The sequence below is a fragment of the Agrobacterium tumefaciens genome (assembly GCF_017726655.1).
Lineage (GTDB): Bacteria > Pseudomonadota > Alphaproteobacteria > Rhizobiales > Rhizobiaceae > Agrobacterium > Agrobacterium tumefaciens_B.
The window spans coordinates 223,718-245,306 of sequence record NZ_CP072309.1; the positions used below are offsets into that span (position 1 = coordinate 223,718).

A 21,589-nucleotide genomic window follows, 5' to 3' on the forward strand; every position below is an offset into this window, starting at 1 on the left:
GACAATTAGGTACCTCGAATATGGTTAACAAAAGGTTAACGCGGACCCTAAATGGGCGGTAGCGTTAAGAAAATTCCGCCGGGAATTCCTTCGCAGGGAACTTTCGAATTCCTGGTCATCCCTTTGATTACACACCATTCTGATACCCACGAACGCCTATGATGCCCTTTCATCCTTGCAGGAGGCTGACGTGGCGTCATGTTGGGCGTGTTTTGAACCGGGGGTGCGCCCGCAGCGCGCACCAATAGAATCATGGCTGTCCGATTCCGGTACAACGCCGCCTACCGTCCCTTGAGCCATTCATCGACGTCCTCACCGAAAACCGATTCCGTTCCGTCTCCGGATAAGATAGACACGGACCGCCCCGACAGTTTTAACGGAAGAATAAGATGCACAGCAAAGTCCCGCTCCAGAACGAGATATTTTCGCAAGAGTTCGGGGCCTTCCTGTTCGACATGGATGGAACTCTCGTCAATTCGATAGCCGTCGTCGAGAGAGTCTGGCGGGAATGGGCCATCGCAAATGGCATCGAGCCGAATGCTTTCCTGCAGCGTATTCACGGCATGCGCGCCTCGGAGGTGATCCGCCGCGAGGCAGTTCCCGGCCTTGATGTCGATGCTGAGGCGGACATGATATTGCGTGCGGAAATGGACGATGTGAATGGCATCATCCAGATACCGGGTGCTGCAGATTTTCTTGCGACTTTACCGGCAGATAAATGGGCCATCGTGACCTCGGCTGTGCGTGCATTGGCCGAGCGACGGCTTGCTGCGGCCGGCATCACTCCTCCGGCCGTCATGATCTGCGCCGACGACGTGGTCAACGGCAAACCCGATCCGGAAGGATACCGAAAGGCCGCCGACAGGCTGGGTGTTACCCCGGAAATGTGTGTTGTCTTTGAGGATGCGCCCGCAGGCATTGAGGCTGGGGAGCGGATGGGTGCTGCGGTCGTGGTGATTAACGTCACTCACTCTCACCCGATAGAAACCCCTCATCTTTCCATTTCTGGATACGGCGAGGTAACTGTGGTCATTGGTGAGAACGGTAAGCTGAAGCTGACGGGTAGCAGAGCCTAATAAGGCATTTCCGGATAACAGCAGACTTTTAAATAGCGGCTAATTGACAGCCCGGCATAAATGCGTCCTAATAAAATTGGTAAGACCATCTTACCGCTTGCGCGAACGGGGGGAGACCTTCGCGCTGGGAGGACATCATGTTCGTGGCTCTGGAGCCGCGCCGCCTTTATCGGCTGGTCGCGGAACAAATTCGTTTGCTCATCGAAAGCGGGGAACTGACCGAAGGTCAGCGCCTGCCGGCAGAACGCGACCTTGCGGAACGCTTTGGCGTATCACGCCCCACGGTCCGGGAAGCGCTTATCGTTCTTGAAGTGGAAGGCCACATCCATATCCGCATGGGGTCTGGCGTTTACGTTAGCTCTGCTGGAAGACAGGCCCGGGAAAAAGCGCCGGTGCCGGATGCGCATGGTCCGTTCGAAATCCTGCAGGCGCGCTGCATCATCGAGAGCGCGATTGCGGAGGAAGCCGCACGGCTTGCTACGCCGGACTGTATCGCCAAAATTAACGATATTATTGAACGCATGGCCGGTGCGCTTGATAATTCTCCGCAGGCGCTTAATCTCGACCGGGCCTTCCATACTGCCATCGCCGATATCATCGGCAATTCCGCGCTCAATCGCTTCACCGGCCTGATTTACGACGAGCGCAGCCTTTCCCCTTTTTTCGAAAAGCTTGCCAGCTATTTTGAAGGTCCGCACACCTGGAACCTCGCCGTGCAGGAACACCGGGTGATCCGCGACGCCATTGCAGCAAACGACCCTGCGCGCGCCCGCGAGGCGATGCGGCAGCACCTGACACTGTCGCAGAAGAGATTTTCCGAGAGCTTCGGGGAGGAAGCAATCGGGGAAGACTGACCGTTGCCACCACCGGCGACGGAGAAAACAGCACATCTGGCTTTAATTCGGGAGGAGTTAAGAATGAAAATCAGATTGTCGACTTTGATGGGCGCAACCGCCGCCATCCTGCTATCCGCGCTAACTGCGCAGGCACAGACCACGCTGAAATGGGCCCATGTTTACGAGACCTCCGAGCCGTTCCATACGGATTCGGTCTGGGCTGCGGAAGAGATCGCCAAGCGCACCGATGGTCGCTACAAGATCGATGTCTTCCCGGCCTCGCAGCTTGGCAAGGAAGCCGATATCAACCAGGGCCTCAAAATCGGTACGGTTGACATCATCATCTCCGGTTCGAGCTTCGCGGCGCGTGACTACAAGCCGATCGGCGTGACCTACTTCCCTTATATCTTCCGCGATCCGAGCCATCTGATCGCCTATACCAAGAGCGATATCTTCAAGCGCCTCGCCAAGGGTTACGAAGACAAGACCGGCAACCACATCGCCGCCGTCAGCTATTACGGCACGCGGCACACGACATCCAACAAGCCGATTGCCGCCTGCGCCGACATGGCGGGCTTGAAAATGCGCGTTCCCGACGTTCCAGCCTATCTGGCCATGCCACGGGCCTGCGGCGCCAACACGACGCCGATTGCATTTGCGGAAGTCTATCTGGCACTGCAGAACGGCACCGTCGATGCGCAGGAAAACCCGTTGACCACCATCGAGGCGAAGAAGTTCTTCGAAGTGCAGAAGAACATCGTGCTCACAGGCCACATCGTTGACCACCTCAACACGGTGATCTCAAAGAACCTGTGGTCCAAGCTGTCAGATGAAGACAAGAAAATCTTCACCGAGGTCATGCAGCAGGCGGCCGAGCGGACCACCAAGACCATTGATGAACGCGAAAAAGGACTGGTTGAAGAGTTCAAGAAGCGCGGCCTGACCGTCGCTGAAGTCGACAAGGCCGACTTCGAGAAGAACGTCATCGAAAAAGTGAAGTTCGAAGACTTCGGTTACGACAAGGCCGACTGGGAAGCCATTCGCGCCGTCAAGTGAGCCAAGATCCGGTGCGGCCCCGTTGCCGCACCGCCCTTTCTCTTCAGACGGGATATCTCAATGTCGCAGGAAATCCATACTCAGGTCACGCCTGAGGAGCTCGCCCATTCATTCGATGAGGCGCCGCCCGAGGTCGATCTCAAGGTCTATTCATTCGAGGACTGGGTCACGCTCGGCCTCTTCTGGCTGATGACAGGGTGCGTGTTCCTTCAGTTCTTCACCCGCTACGTGCTCAACGACAGCTACGCCTGGACGGAAGAAATCGCCGTCAACTGCCTGATCGGCGTCGTCTTTTTAGGTTCGGTCATGTGTGTGCGCATGTCGCGCCACATCCAGGTGGACGTGCTTTATCACTATGTGCCGCCGCAGGTCGCCCGTGCCATGTCGATCCTCGTCGACGTTCTGCGTATTCTCTTCTTCGCCTACACCTCATGGCTGATGTGGCGTTATCTGGAAATCGTTGCCGATGAGGAGATGGTCACCGTTGCGCTGCCGCGCAATATCGTTTTCTACACGGTATTGGCCGCTTTCGTTCTGATGTTCTTCCGATCGGTGCAGGTCTTCGTCGCCAATATGAGGCGCGGTTATTCCGTTCTGGAACGGCCCGAAGAATTCCAGAGCGCGGGAGATTGATCAGATGCTGCTTCTTATCGGTTCATTTCTTCTCCTGATGCTGATCGGCCTTCCCGTCGCCATTTCCATGGCTTCGGCCTCGCTGCTCTACATCATCATCTACGATGTCGCGCCTGATATCATCGCGGCGCAGCGCCTGATCGCGGGTGTGGAAAGCTTCCCGCTTCTCGCCGTGCCCTTCTTCATCCTTGCCGGTAACCTGATGAATACGGCAGGCGTGACAGGACGTATCTATTCCTTCGCCGTCGCCCTCGTCGGCTGGATGAAGGGCGGTCTCGCCCAGGTCAACATTATCGGCTCGGTTATCTTTTCCGGCATGTCAGGCACGGCACTTGCCGATGCGGCCGGCATCGGCACCATCGAAATCAAGGCCATGAAGGACCACGGTTATCCCGTCGAAGCCGCCGTCGGTGTCACCGCCGCCTCCGCAACGCTCGGCCCGATCTTTCCGCCGTCCCTGCCCTTCGTCATCTACGGCATGATGGCCAATGTCTCGATCGGCGCATTGTTCATGGCAGGCATCGTGCCCGGCGTCGTCATGACGCTTTTGATGATGATCACGGTCGCGGTGTTCGCCTATATTAAGGGCTGGGGCTCCGATACGCCGTTCAGTCTCAGAACCATCTTCGGCGCATCGATCGAAGTCTTCGTGGTGATGATGGTGCCGCTCGGCATCTATATCCTCACGGCGCTCGGCCTGTCGCTCAACCTGTCGATCCTGATCGCGCTGGTCATCCTGCTCGCCTGCGACTGGTATTTCGACTTCTCCGCCGTGATGGCGCTGATGACACCCGTGATCCTGATCGGCGGCATGACCATGGGCTGGTTCACGCCGACGGAGGCGGCTGTAGCGGCCGTTCTCTGGTCACTGTTCCTCGGCCTCGTCCGCTATCGGACGATGACCTTCAAGACGCTGGCGAAATCGACCTTCGACACCATCGAAACCACCGCTTCGGTGCTCTTCATCGTCGCGGCTGCCTCGGTTTTCGCATGGCTGCTGACCGTCAGTCAGGCAGCGCAGCTTCTGTCGGCGGCAATTCTCACGATCACCGACAGCAAGTGGATTTTCCTCGTGCTGGTCAATCTGCTGATGCTCTTCGTCGGCTGCTTCCTCGATACGATTGCGGCCATCACCATTCTCGTGCCGATCCTTCTGCCGCTTGTGCTGCAGTTTCATATCGATCCGGTGCATTTCGGCCTGATCATCACACTCAACCTGATGATTGGTCTGCTGCATCCGCCGCTCGGCATGGTGCTTTTTGTGCTCTCGCGCGTGGCGAAACTTTCCGTCGAACGCACGACCGTCGCAATCCTGCCATGGCTGGTGCCTCTGTTCGTCGCACTGTTGCTGATCACCTTCATTCCGGCAATCACCCTATGGCTGCCGACCGAGATGGGCCTGATCCGCTGACGTCAACATAACATTATTGCCCGCGCGGATCGCCGCGCGGGTTCATCATTCCATATCGAGACATGAGGGCATGGTCATGCAGACACGCGTGGCACGTCTACACGGTGAGAAGGACATTCGCGTCGAGACGCAGGATCTCGCCGAGCCGGGACCCGGCGAAGTGCTGCTCGCCATGGCGGCGGGCGGCATCTGCGGCTCCGATCTTCATTATTATCAGGATGGCGGCTTCGGCCCGGTCCGGGTGCGCGAGCCGATCATCTGCGGGCATGAGGCATCCGGCCATGTGCGGGCGCTGGGGGAAGGCGTTAGCGGGCTCGCCATCGGCCAACTCGTCGCCGTCAATCCCTCGCAGCCCTGCGGCCACTGCCAGTTCTGCCAGAAGGGCCAACCCATCCATTGCCTCGACATGCGCTTCATGGGCAGCGCCATGCGCCTGCCGCATGAGCAGGGCATGTTCCGCGACCGGCTGGTGGTTCCGGCAAAACAATGCGTGACATTCTCAGACGCGACTTCGCCTGCCGAGGCCGCCTGTACCGAGCCGCTCGCCGTCTGCCTGCACGCCGTGGCGCAGGCCGGCGACCTCAGAGGGGCCAAGGTGCTTGTGACCGGGGCGGGACCTATTGGCCTTCTCACCATCGCAGCTGCCCGCCACGCGGGAGCCGGCGTCATCGTCGCCACAGATCTTACCGATGCAGCCTTGCAACGCGCGCCGGCCATGGGTGCTGATCGTTCGATCAACGTTGCGACAGATGCCCATGCCCTTCTGCCGTATCAGGAGAGTAAAGGATACTTCGACGTCATCTTCGACTGCTCGGCGGCAGCTCCTGCGCTTCGCACCGCCTTTGCGTGCGTGCGTCCACGCGGCACTATCGTGCAGGTGGGCGTCACCGGCGACTTAACCATCCCGCTCAACGCATTGGTTGGCAAAGAAATTGTCTGGCGCGGCTCGCAGCGTTTCCACGACGAATTCACCATTGCCGCCGAGCTGATCTCAAGCCGCGGGATCGACGTGCGGCCGATCATTTCCCACAGCTTCCCGCTGGGCGAAGCAAAAGCGGCATTCGAGCAGGCCGGAGACCGCTCCACCGCCTGCAAGGTGCAGCTGACATTTTCCGCAGACTGATATTTGAGGACGAAAGATGAGACATACATGGCGCTGGTTCGGCCCGGTCGACAAGGTCACGGTTCAGGATGCGGCTCAGGCGGGCGCGGAAGGCATCGTCAGTGCGTTACACCACATCGCCACCGGCGATGTCTGGCCGGTGGATGAAATCACCAGGCGGCATGAGGCCATCAAGGCCGGCGGTCTTTATTGGGACGTGGTGGAAAGCGTGCCGGTTTCCGAGGATATCAAAACCCAGACGGGCGACTGGAAATCCCATATCGCCAACTGGCAGGAAACGCTGCGCCGACTCTCGGCCTCGGGCATCAGCACCGTCTGTTACAACTTCATGCCGGTGCTCGACTGGACCCGCACCGACCTGCGCTGGGAAACGAAACACGGCGCGAAGGCGATGCGCTTCGACCTCACCGATTTCGCTGCCTTTGATATACACATTCTCAAGCGCCCGGACGCAACACAGGATTATCCCGACTGGTTGCTGGACGCTGCCGCAAAGCGGTTCACCGAGATGCCCGACGCAAAAATCGTCGCGCTATCGCGCAATATCGGCGCTGGCCTGCCCGGCTCGGCGGATGGCTATACCCTGCCGGAACTCATCGAAAAACTGCGCTCCTATCACGGCATCAATCGCGAAAGGCTGCAGCAGAACCTGATCGACTTTCTTTCCGAGGTGACACCGGTTGCCGAAGACGTCGGAATCAACATCTGCGCCCATGGCGATGATCCGCCGTGGCCCCTGCTCGGCCTGCCACGTATTCTCTCAACGGAGGCGGATTACGCCCATATGCTGTCGCAGGTCGACAGCCGCGCCAATGGCGTCACGCTTTGCACAGGCTCTCTCGGTGCGCGCGCGGATAACGACCTGCCCTTCATTGCCAACCGATTTGCCAATCGAATCCATTTCGTGCATCTGCGCAATGTGACGCGCGACACAGACACCGTGCCCTGTTCCTTCTTCGAAGACGAACATCTTGAAGGCGGAACGGATATGGTCGCCGTCATCGCCGCCCTCATCACCGAAGAAGCGCGTCGGCGGAAAGAGGGCCGTGAAGACCACACCATCCCGATGCGGCCCGACCATGGACAGGAAATTCTCGATGATCTGACGCGGGGCGCACAACCAGGCTATCCCGCCATAGGCCGGCTAAAGGGGCTGGCGGAATTGAGAGGCATTGAAAGGGCATTATCCCATGGCCGTTTCGGGCTTGGGAAAAACAACGCCGAATTGGGCGCACTATAATGCACGAGTAGCGTCAGCCTGCCGCCGAACGAGCCCGGAAAAACAGATAGGAGAACATCGCCGTTCCACCGGCGATGGCCCCGGCAGCTTTCACGGCGGCGTCGGTCAGATGCGGGTGGCGGGTTGGCGAGAGGTACTGCAAGGCTTCGATGCCGAAGGCGGCAACGATGCCTGCAGCGATCACCAGCAGCCAATGTCGGGGATAGGCAAGTACGAATGCGGCCGCGCAGACGGCAAATGCGCCGGCGCGATCAATACTCACCGTCGTCAGCGTATGGGGCCTCAGCCCGATTGGGCTGACAGTCGCAATCACGATCAGCAGAAGAAGCGACCAAGCGACATATTTGGGAAATCTGTTTGTCATCATGGCGTCACAATAGAGCGCCGACCGAGGAAACGGAAGCGCGTCTTTTTCACGCCCTGCCCAATTAATCACACTTTTTGGTCAGATAGTTCAAAAACCGGCTTTCGCTCAGGCCCCACACGGGCTAAGGCAGAAGGCAACCGGACGCGGATCGCGGCTGATGGCGTTCACGCTGTCGCCTTCCGGTGCGATGTCATGGTGTCGGTGGATTTTCCACATAGGATCAGATTTTCAGGGATGAGCATAATGAGTTTCAAGCCGCACGGCAAACATCTGGTTGCAGGAGAATGGGTCGCAACGGAAGCAAAATTCCGCAGCGAGCCTGCACATGGCGAGGCTTTCGATTTTTCGGTCGGCACGGTCGATCTGGTGAATGCGGCCTGTGAAGCAGCAGAAGATGCCTTCTGGAGCTATGGCTACACCACCCGCGAAGAGCGCGCCGCATTCCTCGACACCATCGCCGATGAAATCGAAGCCCGCGCCGACGCCATCACCGAAATCGGCTCGTCCGAAACCGGCCTGCCTGCCGCCCGTCTCCAGGGCGAGCGCGGCCGCACCGTCGGTCAGCTCCGCCTGTTTGCGTCGCATATCCGCAAGGGCGACTATCTTGATCGTCGCCACGACGAAGCGCTACCGGATCGCCAGCCGCTGCCGCGTCCTGATATCCGCCTGATGCAGCGCCCGATCGGCCCCGTTGCCGTCTTCGGTGCATCGAACTTCCCGCTTGCCTTCTCGACGGCCGGCGGCGACACGGCCGCCGCACTCGCAGCCGGTTGTCCTGTCGTCGTCAAGGGCCATTCAGCCCATCCCGGCACCGGTGAAATCGTCGCTGAAGCGGTACTCGCCGCTGTCAAGAAGCACAATCTGCATCCCGGCGTCTTCTCGCTGATCCAGGGCGGCCGCCGCGATGTCGGCTCCGCGCTCGTCCAGCATCCGCGCATCAAGGCGGTCGGTTTCACCGGTTCGCTCGCCGGCGGCCGCGCGCTATTCGACCTCTGCGCACAGCGCCCTGAGCCGATCCCCTTCTTTGGCGAACTGGGTTCCGTTAACCCGATGTTCCTGCTGCCGGAAGCCGTTGCCGCTCGTGGCGAAGCCATTGCCAAGGGCTGGGCCGGTTCGCTCACCATGGGTGCTGGCCAGTTCTGCACCAACCCGGGCATTGCGGTCATTCTCTCCGAGCAGGCAGATGCGGTTGCTGAAACTGCCCGCGCGGCTCTTTCGGAAGTCGGCCCTCAGGTCATGCTGACAGACGGCATCGCCGCTGCCTATCGCGACGGCCGTGATCGTATCGCTGCCGGCAACGGCGTGCGCGACGTTCTGACGACCACCTGCAACCTGCGCAATGCAACGCCTTACCTGTTCCGCGTTTCCGGCAAGGATTGGGTTGCCAACCATGCGCTATCAGAAGAAGTCTTCGGCCCGCTCGGCCTGATCGTGACCGTTGATAGCACCGAGGAAATGCTTGAGGTTGCCAAGAGCTTCGAAGGCCAGCTGACGGCAACCATGCATCTCGATGCCGGCGACGCCGAACTCGGCCGCAAGCTGCTGCCAATCCTGGAGCGCAAGGCAGGCCGCGTTCTCGCCAACGGTTTCCCGACCGGCGTGGAAGTTTCCGAAGCCATGGTTCACGGCGGCCCTTACCCGGCCTCGACGAACTTCGGCGCAACTTCGGTCGGCACCATGTCGATCCGCCGCTTCATGCGTCCGGTTTCCTATCAGAACATTCCTTCGGACGTTCTGCCGGAAGACATTCGCTAATAAAAAAGGGGAGGCGCTCACACGCCTCCCCCGTTCTTCGTCTGCCCCATAGTCTCAGGCAGACTGCACGGCCTGTATCTTCTCAAGACCGCCAACGACCCCGGCGAAATCCTGCCAGACGCCCTGCGCGCCCTTGCGCCATTCATCCAGCGCTTCCGGCTGCAGCACTTTGCCGCCCTTGGACAGCGCAAGCTCAACAGACTTCGCTTCATCCTCAACGATCAGCTGATTGAAGTACTTCGCGCCTTCGCTGGAAGCCTCCGACAGCACCTTCTTCTCTTCGTCATCCAGCTGGTTCCAGAAGGTCGCGCCATAATAAACGACGCCGGAAGCCCAGATGTGGCCGGTTTCCGTCAGATAGGGCACGACCTCGTAAAGCTTGAAGCCGGCATAGGCCGACTTGGTGAGGTCCATGGCATCGGCCACGCCGGTTGCCAGCGCATTATAGGTCTCGGTGATCGGAATACCGACCGGCGTCGTGCCGAAGGCGCTCCACAGCTTGGTATGCAGCGGGCTCTGGATAACGCGGATCTTCTTGCCCGCAAGCTGCTCTGGCCGTGTCACCGGCTCCTTTGTCAGCAGGTGGCGTGCGCCGTAATTGATGAAATCGGCGGCGATGAATTGCTGAGCGGCGAGCTTCGTCTTCAGATCAGTGCCGGTCTCGCCCGTCACCACCTTGCGCACATGGTCGGCATCGCGGAAGAGGAAGGGCAGATCGAGGATTTGCAGTTCCGGCACCCAACCGGAAAGCGAGGAAACGGTTGAAAGACTGGCCTGAACCGAGCCGAGACGACTATTTTCCGCCACTTCCTTTTCACCGCCCAGCGCACCGCTTTTCACGATGTTGAAGCGGAAACGGCCGGGCAGCTTCGCTTCCACCAGCTCACTGATCTTGACCCAGATCTTCGTCTCCGGCTTGTCGTCAGCGAAAAGCGAGGCGACGGTGAGGTTGCGGGCCCTGGCATTTGCCGTGCGCACGAAGGCCGGTGCGGCGAGCGTTGCCGCACCGAGAGCGGAGAGTTTGAGGAGATGACGACGGTCCATAATGGTCATGAATAAAGCCCCGGATTAGAAGAAAATGGCCCAGACGCACAGAATGGCAAGGGAAACTAGAAGAGAGACAAGATAGGGAACAACAGCCCGGAAAAGTGCTGTCGCCGGAATGCGGGTGACGCCGCTGACCACAAAGATCAGCATGCCGAGCGGTGGTGTCAGGCCGTGGATCATGAGATTGACCACGAGGATGACACCGAAATGGATGGGATCGATACCGGCCGCCACGGCAGCGGGCAACAGGATCGGCCCGAACAGCAGGATGGCAGCACCGATATCCAGCACCAGTCCCACCACGAGCAGGATGAGGTTGGAAAGCAGCAGCACCGCGATCTTGCTGCCGCCGAGCAAAGTCACGAAATCCGTGACGAGGCCGGAGACATTATCAACCGCCAGCAGGAAGGCGAAGGGGCCAGCCGTGCCGATCAGGAGGCCAATCGCCGCCGCCTCACCGGCAGACTGGCGGAAAGTTGCGAAAATGCGGCCCGCGCCCAGCCGATAACCGAAACCGAGAAACAGCGTATAGAGCGCAGCAAGGGCAGCAGCCTCCGTAGTGGTGACGACACCGATACGGATACCGACCACCACGATGACGCCAAGACCGAAAGCCGGTATGGCAGAGATAGCCGAACGCCAGCGCTCAGCACCTAAGGCACGCGGCAACGTGTCGACGCTGCGCACGCTGAGATGGATTGCCACCGCAAGGCAGATCGCCATCAGCCCGCCGGCGAAGAAGCCGCCGACCAGCAGCGAGCCGACCGACAGATTGGTAGCCGTCGCAAGGATCAGAAATGCGATGGAGGGTGGAATGACATTGTCCAGCACCGAGGTGGCGGCAATGATCGCGCCTGCCTGTGCCGGTGGATAGCCGTGCTTCACCAGTTCCGGCTGGAAGGTGGAAGCGCCGAAGGCGGCATTGGCAACCGAAGAACCGGATGCGCCGGAAAAAAGCACGCTGGTCAAAAGCGTCGTCTGCGCCAGCCCCGCACGCCGATGGCCGACCATGGAAGAAGCGAAACGGACGAGCTGGTTGGCGACGCCCGATTCCGTCAACAGGCTTCCGGCCAGCAGGAAGAAGGGAATGGCGAGCAACAGGAATTTCGACATGCCGGTCACCGTCGAAGACACGATGGCTGGTTCCGGCAGGGTGCTGCCGAAGGCGATCGCTACATAGGCCGCAGCAAGGAAGGCATGGGCGAGCGGTGCGGCCAGAACCAGTCCCACGGCCGCCGTCAGCGCCAGAAACAGACTCGGCGGCAGGCTCGTATCGACAAACAGTTCCGGCAGGCCGACATAAGAAACGACCGCGATGGCGACGGAGAGCAGAACGGCAAGCGCCTTGCCTTCACCGACCCGCTGAAGCGCCAGATAGACAAAGATCAGCGCGCCGCCCGCTCCGAGAAAACCGAAGCGCACCCATTCCGGCAGACCGAGCGTTGGCGACGTGCCGCCTAGCATGGCCGCAATCTCCACCCCGCCGAAAGCAAGGATGAGGGCTGCGACAAAGGAAAAGGCATCGGCCAGAACTTCGGTTGCCGCATGAAAGCGTTCCGGCAGGAAGCGCACGAATACATCCAGCCGCATGGCCAAAGCGCTCTTCAGACTGAGGGGCGCGCCGACCGCGATCATCGCCACATTCAGCCATATGCCCAGATCTTCCGCGCCGATGAAGCCGGTATGGAACAGATACCGCAGGGTGACATTGACCAGCACCACCACGAGCAGCGTCGCAAGGATGGCGGCGGCAACCGCGCCCAGCACCTTGTCCAGAACGCCAAGCGCCCGTTCGGCCACGCGTTGTGGACCGAAGCGCCGTTGCACGATTGTTGTTGCCGGACTTGCCGTCATGTTGTTCTTCTCCACTCCCGCGCCATGCTCAGGAGGCCTTGGCCGAGAGGTCGCGGTCGAACAGGGTCGACCAGGTGAACTGTTTCGCCGCTGACACTTCCCGCGACACATCGAGGCGTGGCAGAACCTTTTCCCCGAAGCGGAAGGCTTCCTCCAGCAATGGCATGCCGGAAAGAATGAAGGTATTCACACCCGCCTTCTTATAGGCCTCCAGCGTCCGGATGACAGTATCGGGCGAGCCGACAATCGCGGTTCCCGGGCCCGGACGGACAAGCCCGATGCCAGCCCAAAGATTGGGGGCGATTTCCAGATCGCGCAGGTTCTCCGGCTTCTGCCCGCCATGCATCGCCGTCATGCGCTGCTGGCCGACGGAATCGGTCTTGCCGACAAAACGCTGGTTGGCGGCAATCGCTGCCTCATCCATGCGCCCGTAAAGGTCTGCAGCGGCGGCCCAGGCTTCTTCATCCGTATCGCGCACGATAACATAGAGGCGAATACCATATTCCAGTTCTCGGCCGAGCTTTTCCGCCCGCGCCTTGACGAGGTCGACCTTTGCGCCAATCTGATCAGGCGTTTCACCCCATGAGAGATAGGTCTCGACATGTTTGGCCGCAACGTCGATTGCCTTGTCCGAAGAGCCGCCAAACCATAGCGGCGGCTGCTCAATACCCTGCCCCACCGGCAGAGCGAGCTTTGCCCCCTGCGTCTGGAAATAATGCCCTTTGAAATCTACTGTTTCGCCGGCGAAGAGCCGGTGCCAGATTTGCAGATATTCATCCGCCATATCGTAACGCTCATCATGCGGCATGGTCATGCCGTATGCGCCGAGCATCTTCGCATCGCCGGACACGACGTTGATCAGCAGACGCCCACGCGAAAACTCCTGGAGGGTTGCCGCCATTTTAGCAAGCAGCGTCGGCGCAATCAGGCCCGGATGAATGGCGACCAGCAATTTGAGCCGCTCGGTATGGGAGAGCAATGCGCCCGCCAGAACCCAGACGTCATGCGCGCCGGTCGCAAACAGCGCGCCGGTATAACCCAGCTGATCGTAAGCGAGCGCCAGTTGCTTGTAATAACCGAGGTCGACCTTCCGGGAGCCTTCCGGCTGCCAGGGATAGGCGCCGTCGGGGGCGCACATGTACCAGAAAACATTCATCTGTCGCCTCCGACGCTGGCTGATTGCGGGGCCGGGCTCTGCCCGGTCTGAACCGGTAAAGAGAAATGGCCGTGCCTGTAAAGCGTATCGGCCTCCTCCTGCTGTTCGGCAAGGATATTTTTAGTGGCGGGAACCACGGAAAGATCGCGCGAACGCAGCACCTTCGCCCAGGAGGCCGCATCACCCTCACTGCCAGGCCCAGCGGCAAGCAGCGCCGCCGCCTTGTCGATATCCGCCATGACGGCGCGGCCGACGCGGTCCAGTTCGGCCGCTATCGCCTGTCCTCTCTCCCGCGTTATATTGTGACGCGCAAGCGTCCAGAACAGCGAGCGGTTGGGAATGGTTGAACCGCAGCGGACGAGAAGGTTGATCTCCTCGTGGGTCAGCGCCTTTTCCAGCCGCGGCGACATCGTCACCCAGGCATCCACGCGGCCTTCCACGAGATCAAGCAGGCTGTCGCTGTCACCGCTTTCAATCCGCGTCACATCCGAAAGACCAAGACCTGCCCCTTCCAGGCTGCGCGCCAGAAGATAGGTGTGAAAAGACCCGTCGATCAGCGAGATCCGCTTTCCCTCGAGATCGCCGGCAGAGCGGATCGGGCTGTCACGCCGAACGAGGATCGCGCCATTCGCCGGCCTCGGCGCGGAAGCAGCTATATAGGTTGCCGAAAGCCCGCGCGCATCGGCTTCGATGGGCGGCGTCGAACCGGTGCCACCGAAATGAATGGCGCCCTTTTCCAGAAGAGCTGCCGTATCGCGGCCTTCACGATAGGCCACGAATTCCGGATCGAATTCTTCAAAGGCGCCGGGCCAGAGCCGGGCGAGCCGCAAATGCAGATTATTGGGATGGACCCCGATTTTCATGTCGACACCTCATTTCACGATCAATCTACTTTTTTATAGAGTGTTTTCGAGGAAGGTTTTGGCGATCCTTGGTCCGAAAGCGAAAGAGAAATCTACCAATCCTGTAGATTTTAAAAATTCTGGAGCCACCCTCAGGTTGCCTCCATCAAACCATTGAAATTTATCGCTATACATTTTACTTTTTTATAGTCTGAAACATGGGCCCGCAGTCGTGACGAAACCCGTTTCCAATCTCATCTGCCGCAGTGTGGTGGAAGCGAGCGAGCTTCTGAAGCTTGTCGCCAACGCCAACCGTCTGGCCATCGTCTGTTACCTCATGGAAACGGAGGCCTCAGTTTCGGCGCTGGAATACGAACTCGGTATTCAACAGCCAACACTTTCCCAGCAGCTCGCTGAACTGCGCGACGCCGGGATCATCGAAGGTACACGGGAAGGCAAGGCGGTGATATATCGTGTCACCGATCCGCGTATTATCCAGCTGGTTCTGACCTTGCGCAGTCTTTACAAAGACCTTTCCGATGTGACCGGCAAGAAAGGCCGTCGCGACGTGCCGCTGGATGAGGCGATGTTCGACTGACATGATCGACCTTTACACCTGGATTACGCCGAACGGCCTTAAAATCTCGATTGCACTGGAAGAACTTGGCCTGCCCTATGTCAGCCACGCCATAGACATCGAAAAGGGCGAGCAATTCGCGGCTGATTATATCCGCATCAATCCCGGCTCGAAAATTCCAGCAATCATCGACAATGACAACAGCACCGTCCTGACGGAATCAAACGCGATCCTCCTCTATCTCGCCGAAAAGGTCGGGCGGCTTCTGCCCGCCTCTAGCGCTGAGCAGCTGATCGTGACCGAATGGCTGATGTGGCAGGCCGCCAATCTCGGCCCGACACTCGGTTATGCCCATTATTTCCTGACTTATCATTCCGGAGAGGCGCCCTTTGCTGAGACGCGTTTTGCAGCCGATGTCGAGCGTCTCTACCGAACATTGAACAACCGTTTAACAGACAGGGAATATGTGGCCGGCGATTTTTCCATTGCCGATATTGCCATATGGCCGTGGGTCTCGCGTTTCGCACGCCATAAAATCAACCTCGATGATTTTCCCTCGGTACAGCGATGGTATCGCCGGCTTGGAGAACGCGAAACTTTCCAGCGTGGTTACCGCGTCCCCTTCTCAACGGCGGACATACCGGGACTTTAGCAGGCGACGAGATGGCCGGGCGAAACTTCGCGATACTCCCGCGGCTTCACGACATAATCGACGGCGCGGATCGGGCTTTTCAGCTCGTCATTCGCAGCGCCGCGCCTTGTGCTGCGGCGATCCGGATCCGGCACGGGAACAGCAGCCATCAGCTTGCGGGTATAGTCGTGCTGAGGGTTGTCGAAGACAGCGGCACGCGGACCGATTTCCACGATCTCACCAAGATACATCACCGCCACACGGTGACTGACGCGCTCCACCACTGCCATATCATGGGAAATGAACAGGAAAGCGAGATCAAGGCTCTGCTGCAAGTCCAGCATCAGGTTGATGACCTGTGCCTTGATGGAAACATCCAGCGCCGACACGCTCTCATCAGCGACGATCACCTTGGGCTGGAGTGCGAGCGCGCGGGCAATGCAGATGCGTTGCCGCTGGCCACCGGAAAACTCATGCGGATAACGCGCCGCCATCTCGGGAGAGAGGCCCACCTTGTGCAGCGTGTCGGCCACAACATCCTTTGCTTCACGGGCACTTCCCATGCGATGTTCCAGATAGGGTTCGGCAATCGCCGCACCCACCGTCATACGCGGATTGAGCGAGGCGAAAGGGTCCTGAAAGATCATCTGCACTGTCTTGCGCATGTCACGCATCCCCGCCTTGTCGAGGGTGAGAATATTTTGACCGTTCACAACGACAGAACCGGCATCCGGCTCGATGAGCCGCATGATGGCGCGCCCGGTCGTGGACTTGCCGCAGCCGCTTTCGCCCACCAGTGACAACGTCTCCCCGGCCCTCAGGTCGAAGGACACGTTTTCCACCGCATGTACGCGGCCACTGAGCCGACCCATGAGACCGGAATGAATGTCGAAGCGCTTTGTCAGCCCCTCAACTTTGAGCACCGGCTGTGCTGCGGCATTGACGGTATCAGCCGGACGCGCCGGTTGCTGCGTTTCCCCCGTGGTGGTGTTGACGATGGGAAACCGGAGAGGCCGTTCCTCGCCCGTCATGGAACCGAGAACCGGAACCGCGGACAAGAGTGCACGCGTATAGGGATGTTTGCCGCGATGGAAGATATCAGCGGTAGCGCCGACTTCCACCTGTTCGCCGCGATACATAACGACGGTACGGTCGGCGATTTCAGCAACGACGCCCATGTCATGGGTGATGAAGAGGACGGACGTTCCCTCCTCTTCCTGCAAGGTCTTGATGAGGTCGAGGATCTGGCCTTGAATGGTGACGTCGAGCGCCGTCGTCGGCTCGTCCGCGATCAGAAGCTTCGGTCTGGACGCAAGCGCCATCGCGATCATCACGCGCTGGCGCATGCCACCGGAAAAGCGATGCGGATATTCATCGAAACGAGATGCTGCCGAGGGGATGCGGACTTTTTCCAAGAGGCGGATCGTCTCGGCCCGCGCCTCGGCTTTTGACATGGGCTGGTGGCACAGAAGAGCCTCGGAGATCTGGTCACCGATGGTGAAGAGCGGGTTGAGGCTGGTCATCGGCTCCTGGAAGATCATCGCGACTTCGTTGCCACGCACCCGCCGCATGGCATCTTCAGAAAGAGAGAGCAGATTGCGCCTGCCGAGCAGGATTTCGCCCTCGACCCTGCTGCTTTCCCGATCCAGCAGCCGCATGATGGAGAGCGATGTCACGCTTTTGCCTGAACCGCTTTCGCCAACGATCGCAACCGTCTCGCCCGGCCCGACGTCGAAGGAAATATCACGCACAACCGGTTTCCAGCCGCCATCCACGTGGAAGGACGTGGTGAGATTGCGGACGGAAAGCACCGCATCTTCAGCACTCAGAAGTGCCGCATGTGGGATGGTCATGATCGTTCCCTTCTTTCTTCTCGTTTGAACTCAGGCACGGCGTCGCGGCTTGTTTCTTCTCCCCGAGGGGGAGAAGGTGGCCCGAAGGGGCGGATGAGAGGGCAAGCTCTCGATCTATCGCTGCCCTCGCCCCCTCGTCCCGCTACCGCGGACTTCTCCCCCTCGGGGAGAAGAAGCTCGCGGCACCCGCTCGTTCCATAGGCAGTCGCTATTACTCCGGCCAGCGCAACATGCCGTCGAAACGGTGGCGGCTGCGGTCCTCGAACGGTGTGGTGATTACCTCGTTGGAGGCGCGCGCCTTGTCCAGTTCCTCCGCCAGACGCGCGGCCACGATGGTTTCCTGACCGGGATGCAGATTGCACGGGTCGAGATGGAAATAATGATGCTCCACCTCATGGTCACGGGTGATGATGGGAGGGTTGCCCTGCGCCAGCGCCGTCGTCAGATCCCAGGCGGAAATGTGCGCTTCCTCGGCGTTGATGATGACACGCAAGCGCTCGAGCGGGTTATTGGTTGGGTCGGGCTCGATCAGCGGCGTCACGCCGGGGCGTCCGTCCAGTGTCTGTTTCCAGAGGTTGAGATAGCCAGTCTCCCGCTCGCGAATGCCGGCATGGTCCCGCTTTTCCCAGGCCTCGAGCGCCGCCATTACGCCATAGATGCTTTCCTTGCCGACCTTCATGCCGCGGCCGATACCCATATTCTGCAGGAAAGCATGGCGAACCAACTCCTTCTTGCCCGCAACGATGCCAGAGGTGGGGCCGCCAAGAAACTTGTGGCCGGAATAGAGCACGACATCCGCGCCCGTCGCCAAAAAGAGTTTCAGATCATATTCAGACGCTGCATCGACGATCACGGGCACCCCCCTGGCATGGGCGATCTCAACGAACTCCGACAGATGCAGCAGGCCGTAATCAACCACATGATGCGAAACGACGTAGACAGCCGCAGCCGTCTTTTCGCTGATGGCATGTTCCATATGGTAACGATGGGTCGATGTCGCCTGTCCGATCAGCACGACCTTGCCGCCGCCAAGACGGATCGCCTGATCCACTGGCGCGCCGTAGCTAACCACATGCCCCATCTGCACAAGCACTTCGTTCTTTTCCGGCGTGATATCGGGCAGTTTCTCAATCGCCAGCAGATTGTTGCCGGTAATGGCGCCCGCCACCGCAAGGCTGATGCCGGAGGAGCAGGAGGCCGTGACGAAGCCCGCCTCGCCGCCCGTCAGTCGCGCTATCACGGCACTTGCCTTGCGCTGCAGGTCGTTTACCTCGACAAATTGCGGCAGGATCGCCGCCATCGCCTCGACGGCTTCCGGAACAACGATGGATGCGCCAAGTGAAGTCATCGTACCCGAGACGTTGATGACCGGTCGAAGCCCGATCCTGTTCCTGATATCCTCGGTCATGTCTTTCTCCTGTCCTTGCGATGCGATGGGCATCGACATATATGCCATAATAATGTAATAGCCTCTCAAGAATGATGAGGAGCCAAAATTGGACGCCCATAGACTGGACGAATTGTCTTCAAGAAGTCTCCCCGATGCCACTGAGAGCACGCAGGCGCAGGCAGCCAAGCGCTCGCGCGTCAGCGGCATCGACCGCGCTCTTCAGGTGATTGATTATCTTTACGAAACCGGCTCTCCCGCCGGGGGTTACGCTATTGCCAAGGCAATCAAGGCGCCGCTTTCCACCGTTTACGTAATCATCGACGATCTCGTCGAAAAAAACATGCTTGCCCGCAATGCCGACGGCAACATCTGGCTTGGCTCGCGACTTTACCACTATGGCCTCGCCTATGCCCGCTCTCTCGATTTCATGGGCGTTGCCACGCACGAAATGCACGACCTCTGCCGCCATGCGGGTGAAACTGTGCAGCTTTGCGGCCGCGATGGCGACCATATGCTCGTACTCGCCATGGCGGATGGGCCGAGCCATTTTCAGGTTGCGTCCCGCGTCGGCACCCGTATTCCCTTGAACTGGACGGCATCCGGCCGTCTGCTGGTCGGTCATCTTCCCGAGGCAGAGCGCCTGGAGCTTTTCCGCCGTTGCGCCCGCTCCTCGCCGACCGGCCGCGCGGAGATCAATCCAGAAACGCTTTCCCAGTCTGCGGCAACCGCATTTCATGACAGACTGTCGATACAGGTCGCCGAATCCGATTACGCCGTGGCCTGCATCGCGTCGCCGATCTGTGACAACCGGGGCGAATGCGTCGCGACCATTTCCATCGTGCTGCCGGAGCAAAAGGTGCTGGCCGACGAGAACCATTATACCGAACAGGTCAGGGTTTCGGCCGAACGGATCGAAAAGCTGATGGGCTGGCGTAACCATTAAATTTTTCAGCCCTTAAGTGCCACGATGGCTTCGATCTCGACAGTGATATTGCCCGGCAGTGACCCAAACCCTACGGCGGAGCGGGCATGCTGCCCGGCATCGCCGAAGACGTCGATAAAGAGGTCGGAACAGCCGTTGATGACGCTCGGGTGATCCCTGAAGTCGCTGACGGCATTGACCATGCCAAGCAGCTTCACCACCTTTTTGACGCGTGACAGATCTCCCAGCGCCGCATGCATGACCGCCAGAAGATTGATGCCGGTGAGGCGGGCGTGATGATAAGCCTCCTCGAGCCCGATATCGGCCCCCACTTTTCCCGCGTAAAGATGGCCATCCTCCTCACGAGGCCCCTGCCCCGAGAGATACAACATGTTGCCTTCCACCACATGCGTGACGAAATTGGCAATCGGCGGCGGCGGTGGCGGCAGCGAGATGCCGAGCGCGGCAAGCCGGTCATAGGGCGAAAGACCCTCGGCGCTAAGTGAAGACTGTTTCACGCGAATTCCTCATAATACCGGGACTGCACGTCCCGTCGTGTCGGCGGCGGCAAAGGTGTCCTTCGCCACCAGAACGGTTCAGCGCCAGGAGTAACCGTGGCTGTGGCGTACCAGTTTGCGGGCCCTTGGAATGTATCTGCTGGCAGCGATCGCCTCCGCGCCGATGACGGCATAGCGCGGCTCGAACAGGCGCTTCAGCCGCGAGACATCACCATTCGAATCCGTTGCTTCCAGATCGGCATCGACGAGGTCGAAAACGGTGAAATCAGCGCGCTGACCGACATCAAGCCGGTTGGACATATCCACGCCGATGACCGAGGCGGGATTTCTGGTGACGGCTTCGACCACCTTCTCAAAAGGCATCTCGACGGAAAGCAGCTTGGACATGGTGGTCGCCAGATCCCAGACCGGGAAATTCATGGAATGGCCATGCAGGTCGGTGGAGATCGAGAAGGGCAACAGCCCGCGGGCAATCGCCGCCTCGGCCACCTTGAAGGAAAAGGATGCGCCGCCATGGCCGATATCAAGCCGAATGCCTTCACCTGCGCAGCGTTCGGCAAGATTAAACAGATCCTCGTCTTCCATGATGCTGGAGCCCGACTTGCCGTTGAAGCAATGGGTCACGACATCGCCGGGTCCAAGAATTTCCAGCACCTCATCGTAGAGTGCGGGCGGCTCGCCCACATGTACCATCATCGGCACTTTCAGGATCTTGGCGATTTTCTTGCCGAGCTTCACCGGCGTGACGCCCCAGGAGCCGGTGATGACGTGGCTTGCACGCACCTTCAGCCCCACGATGTGCTCGCTGTTTTCGGCATAACACTCAAGGATACGATCGAGGTCGATATCCTTGATATCGCGCAGTTCCGGCACGCGGTTACAGGCGACAAGGCCGATGGAGCCGAGATTAAGGAAGGCTTTGATGCGTTCCCGTGAGGGCTCGATAATATATTCCCTGAAGCCGTGGAAATTTGCCTCACCGGCTGAACCGGCATCGACCAGTGTCGTAACGCCGCGCTCAGCACCACATTCGGAAGGGCGGATCGAGATATCCGTGCCTCCATGCCAGATATGAACGTGCAGATCGACCCAGCCGGGCGAGATGAAGGCGCCCTTTGCGTCGATGCGCTGCGCATCCGCAGGTGCCTGCAAGGAGGCACCGACAGCAGCGATATTTCCGTCGCCGCCCACGAGGATATCGGTCGAGCCCTGTGGCGCGCCGGTTCCAAAACCGACGGGCTTGACATTGGTAAAAAGAATGGGCGCTTGAAGAGGCATTTTTGCCTGTTCGCCAGACGACAT

Annotated in this window: 20 protein-coding genes; 11 read left to right on the forward strand and 9 right to left on the reverse strand. The window is 59.5% G+C overall.

The annotated features are described in order from the left end of the window. The first annotated feature begins 389 nt into the window (after positions 1 to 389). The 7 genes from AT6N2_RS15185 to uxuA all read left to right on the forward strand — a co-directional run bounded on the left by AT6N2_RS15185 (position 390) and on the right by uxuA (position 7,375). Positions 390 to 1,076 (forward strand): HAD family hydrolase, encoded by a 687-nt coding sequence (locus AT6N2_RS15185; protein WP_209090037.1) that lies wholly within the window; start codon positions 390 to 392, stop codon positions 1,074 to 1,076. Positions 1,077 to 1,213: 137 nt separating this feature from the next. Then, the gene (locus AT6N2_RS15190; protein ID WP_209090038.1) at positions 1,214 to 1,930 is read left to right on the forward strand and encodes a FadR/GntR family transcriptional regulator; all 717 of its coding nucleotides are present in this window, start codon (positions 1,214 to 1,216) and stop codon (positions 1,928 to 1,930) included. 63 nt (positions 1,931 to 1,993) lie between these two features. Continuing rightward, positions 1,994 to 2,968, forward strand: a complete 975-nt coding sequence (locus tag AT6N2_RS15195; RefSeq protein ID WP_209090039.1) for a sialic acid TRAP transporter substrate-binding protein SiaP — start codon at positions 1,994 to 1,996, stop codon at positions 2,966 to 2,968. Positions 2,969 to 3,028: 60 nt separating this feature from the next. Next, positions 3,029 to 3,601, forward strand: a complete 573-nt coding sequence (locus AT6N2_RS15200) for a TRAP transporter small permease (RefSeq protein ID WP_209090041.1) — start codon at positions 3,029 to 3,031, stop codon at positions 3,599 to 3,601. Between the two features lie 4 nt (positions 3,602 to 3,605). After that, positions 3,606 to 5,012 (forward strand): TRAP transporter large permease, encoded by a 1,407-nt coding sequence (locus AT6N2_RS15205; protein WP_144577801.1) that lies wholly within the window; start codon positions 3,606 to 3,608, stop codon positions 5,010 to 5,012. A 76-nt stretch (positions 5,013 to 5,088) separates the two neighbouring features. Then, complete coding sequence (locus tag AT6N2_RS15210) at positions 5,089 to 6,135, forward strand: L-idonate 5-dehydrogenase (protein WP_209090044.1); 1,047 nt, start codon at positions 5,089 to 5,091, stop codon at positions 6,133 to 6,135. 16 nt (positions 6,136 to 6,151) lie between these two features. Next, positions 6,152 to 7,375 carry a mannonate dehydratase gene (uxuA, locus tag AT6N2_RS15215; RefSeq protein WP_209090046.1) on the forward strand — a complete coding sequence of 408 codons (1,224 nt, stop codon included), beginning with the start codon at positions 6,152 to 6,154 and terminating at the stop codon, positions 7,373 to 7,375. Positions 7,376 to 7,388: 13 nt separating this feature from the next. On the opposite strand, the gene AT6N2_RS15220 is transcribed toward uxuA, so the two are convergent. Beyond that, positions 7,389 to 7,742, reverse strand: coding sequence for a hypothetical protein (locus tag AT6N2_RS15220; RefSeq protein WP_063949996.1), 354 nt, complete (start codon positions 7,740 to 7,742; stop codon positions 7,389 to 7,391). 243 nt (positions 7,743 to 7,985) lie between these two features. Between AT6N2_RS15220 and AT6N2_RS15225 the strand changes: the two genes are divergently transcribed. Then, the gene (locus tag AT6N2_RS15225; protein ID WP_063949997.1) at positions 7,986 to 9,497 is read left to right on the forward strand and encodes an aldehyde dehydrogenase (NADP(+)); all 1,512 of its coding nucleotides are present in this window, start codon (positions 7,986 to 7,988) and stop codon (positions 9,495 to 9,497) included. Between the two features lie 54 nt (positions 9,498 to 9,551). Here AT6N2_RS15225 and AT6N2_RS15230 read toward each other — a convergent pair whose 3' ends face one another. The 4 genes from AT6N2_RS15230 to AT6N2_RS15245 are packed head-to-tail and all read right to left on the reverse strand — an operon-like array spanning position 9,552 to position 14,417. Further along, positions 9,552 to 10,550, reverse strand: a complete 999-nt coding sequence (locus AT6N2_RS15230) for a TRAP transporter substrate-binding protein (RefSeq protein ID WP_209090048.1) — start codon at positions 10,548 to 10,550, stop codon at positions 9,552 to 9,554. A 15-nt stretch (positions 10,551 to 10,565) separates the two neighbouring features. Continuing rightward, positions 10,566 to 12,398, reverse strand: a complete 1,833-nt coding sequence (locus AT6N2_RS15235) for a TRAP transporter large permease subunit (protein WP_209090051.1) — start codon at positions 12,396 to 12,398, stop codon at positions 10,566 to 10,568. A 28-nt stretch (positions 12,399 to 12,426) separates the two neighbouring features. Then, entirely contained in the window at positions 12,427 to 13,554 is a 1,128-nt protein-coding gene (locus AT6N2_RS15240) for an LLM class flavin-dependent oxidoreductase (protein ID WP_209090053.1), read from the reverse strand. Then, complete coding sequence (locus AT6N2_RS15245) at positions 13,551 to 14,417, reverse strand: ABC transporter substrate-binding protein (protein WP_209090055.1); 867 nt, start codon at positions 14,415 to 14,417, stop codon at positions 13,551 to 13,553. Before AT6N2_RS15245 ends, AT6N2_RS15240 begins: the two co-directional genes overlap by 4 nt. A 211-nt stretch (positions 14,418 to 14,628) precedes the next feature. Between AT6N2_RS15245 and AT6N2_RS15250 the strand changes: the two genes are divergently transcribed. Further along, the gene (locus tag AT6N2_RS15250) at positions 14,629 to 14,994 is read left to right on the forward strand and encodes an ArsR/SmtB family transcription factor (protein WP_144577784.1); all 366 of its coding nucleotides are present in this window, start codon (positions 14,629 to 14,631) and stop codon (positions 14,992 to 14,994) included. 1 nt (position 14,995) lies between these two features. Further along, complete coding sequence (locus AT6N2_RS15255) at positions 14,996 to 15,625, forward strand: glutathione S-transferase family protein (RefSeq protein ID WP_209090057.1); 630 nt, start codon at positions 14,996 to 14,998, stop codon at positions 15,623 to 15,625. Here the strand turns inward: AT6N2_RS15255 and AT6N2_RS15260 are convergent. Beyond that, the gene (locus tag AT6N2_RS15260; protein WP_209090059.1) at positions 15,622 to 17,457 is read right to left on the reverse strand and encodes an ABC transporter ATP-binding protein; all 1,836 of its coding nucleotides are present in this window, start codon (positions 17,455 to 17,457) and stop codon (positions 15,622 to 15,624) included. The genes AT6N2_RS15255 and AT6N2_RS15260 overlap by 4 nt on opposite strands. Positions 17,458 to 17,668: 211 nt before the next feature. After that, positions 17,669 to 18,865 (reverse strand): aminotransferase class V-fold PLP-dependent enzyme, encoded by a 1,197-nt coding sequence (locus tag AT6N2_RS15265; RefSeq protein WP_209090060.1) that lies wholly within the window; start codon positions 18,863 to 18,865, stop codon positions 17,669 to 17,671. Positions 18,866 to 18,953: 88 nt separating this feature from the next. Between AT6N2_RS15265 and AT6N2_RS15270 the strand changes: the two genes are divergently transcribed. Then, entirely contained in the window at positions 18,954 to 19,790 is an 837-nt protein-coding gene (locus AT6N2_RS15270) for an IclR family transcriptional regulator (protein ID WP_209090062.1), read from the forward strand. Positions 19,791 to 19,795: 5 nt separating this feature from the next. Here AT6N2_RS15270 and AT6N2_RS15275 read toward each other — a convergent pair whose 3' ends face one another. Both AT6N2_RS15275 and AT6N2_RS15280 read right to left on the reverse strand, forming a co-directional pair. Further along, complete coding sequence (locus tag AT6N2_RS15275) at positions 19,796 to 20,287, reverse strand: RidA family protein (RefSeq protein WP_063950006.1); 492 nt, start codon at positions 20,285 to 20,287, stop codon at positions 19,796 to 19,798. A 78-nt stretch (positions 20,288 to 20,365) separates the two neighbouring features. Beyond that, positions 20,366 to 21,589 carry an amidohydrolase/deacetylase family metallohydrolase gene (locus tag AT6N2_RS15280; protein ID WP_063950007.1) on the reverse strand — a complete coding sequence of 408 codons (1,224 nt, stop codon included), beginning with the start codon at positions 21,587 to 21,589 and terminating at the stop codon, positions 20,366 to 20,368.

Excerpts from the sequence above, each read along its gene's own strand:
- AT6N2_RS15230 (WP_209090048.1), bottom strand. The coding sequence starts at position 10,550 with ATGACCATTATGGACCGTCGTCATCTCCTCAAACTCTCCGCTCTCGGT.
- uxuA (WP_209090046.1), top strand. The coding sequence starts at position 6,152 with ATGAGACATACATGGCGCTGGTTCGGCCCGGTCGACAAGGTCACGGTT.
- AT6N2_RS15195 (WP_209090039.1), top strand. The coding sequence starts at position 1,994 with ATGAAAATCAGATTGTCGACTTTGATGGGCGCAACCGCCGCCATCCTG.
- AT6N2_RS15210 (WP_209090044.1), top strand. The coding sequence starts at position 5,089 with ATGCAGACACGCGTGGCACGTCTACACGGTGAGAAGGACATTCGCGTC.
- AT6N2_RS15200 (WP_209090041.1), top strand. The coding sequence starts at position 3,029 with ATGTCGCAGGAAATCCATACTCAGGTCACGCCTGAGGAGCTCGCCCAT.
- AT6N2_RS15260 (WP_209090059.1), bottom strand. The coding sequence starts at position 17,457 with ATGACCATCCCACATGCGGCACTTCTGAGTGCTGAAGATGCGGTGCTT.
- AT6N2_RS15220 (WP_063949996.1), bottom strand. The coding sequence starts at position 7,742 with ATGATGACAAACAGATTTCCCAAATATGTCGCTTGGTCGCTTCTTCTG.
- AT6N2_RS15185 (WP_209090037.1), top strand. The coding sequence starts at position 390 with ATGCACAGCAAAGTCCCGCTCCAGAACGAGATATTTTCGCAAGAGTTC.
- AT6N2_RS15205 (WP_144577801.1), top strand. The coding sequence starts at position 3,606 with ATGCTGCTTCTTATCGGTTCATTTCTTCTCCTGATGCTGATCGGCCTT.
- AT6N2_RS15240 (WP_209090053.1), bottom strand. The coding sequence starts at position 13,554 with ATGAATGTTTTCTGGTACATGTGCGCCCCCGACGGCGCCTATCCCTGG.
- AT6N2_RS15225 (WP_063949997.1), top strand. The coding sequence starts at position 7,986 with ATGAGTTTCAAGCCGCACGGCAAACATCTGGTTGCAGGAGAATGGGTC.
- AT6N2_RS15280 (WP_063950007.1), bottom strand. The coding sequence starts at position 21,589 with ATGTCGTCTGGCGAACAGGCAAAAATGCCTCTTCAAGCGCCCATTCTT.
- AT6N2_RS15235 (WP_209090051.1), bottom strand. The coding sequence starts at position 12,398 with ATGACGGCAAGTCCGGCAACAACAATCGTGCAACGGCGCTTCGGTCCA.
- AT6N2_RS15190 (WP_209090038.1), top strand. The coding sequence starts at position 1,214 with ATGTTCGTGGCTCTGGAGCCGCGCCGCCTTTATCGGCTGGTCGCGGAA.
- AT6N2_RS15245 (WP_209090055.1), bottom strand. The coding sequence starts at position 14,417 with ATGAAAATCGGGGTCCATCCCAATAATCTGCATTTGCGGCTCGCCCGG.
- AT6N2_RS15255 (WP_209090057.1), top strand. The coding sequence starts at position 14,996 with ATGATCGACCTTTACACCTGGATTACGCCGAACGGCCTTAAAATCTCG.
- AT6N2_RS15265 (WP_209090060.1), bottom strand. The coding sequence starts at position 18,865 with ATGACCGAGGATATCAGGAACAGGATCGGGCTTCGACCGGTCATCAAC.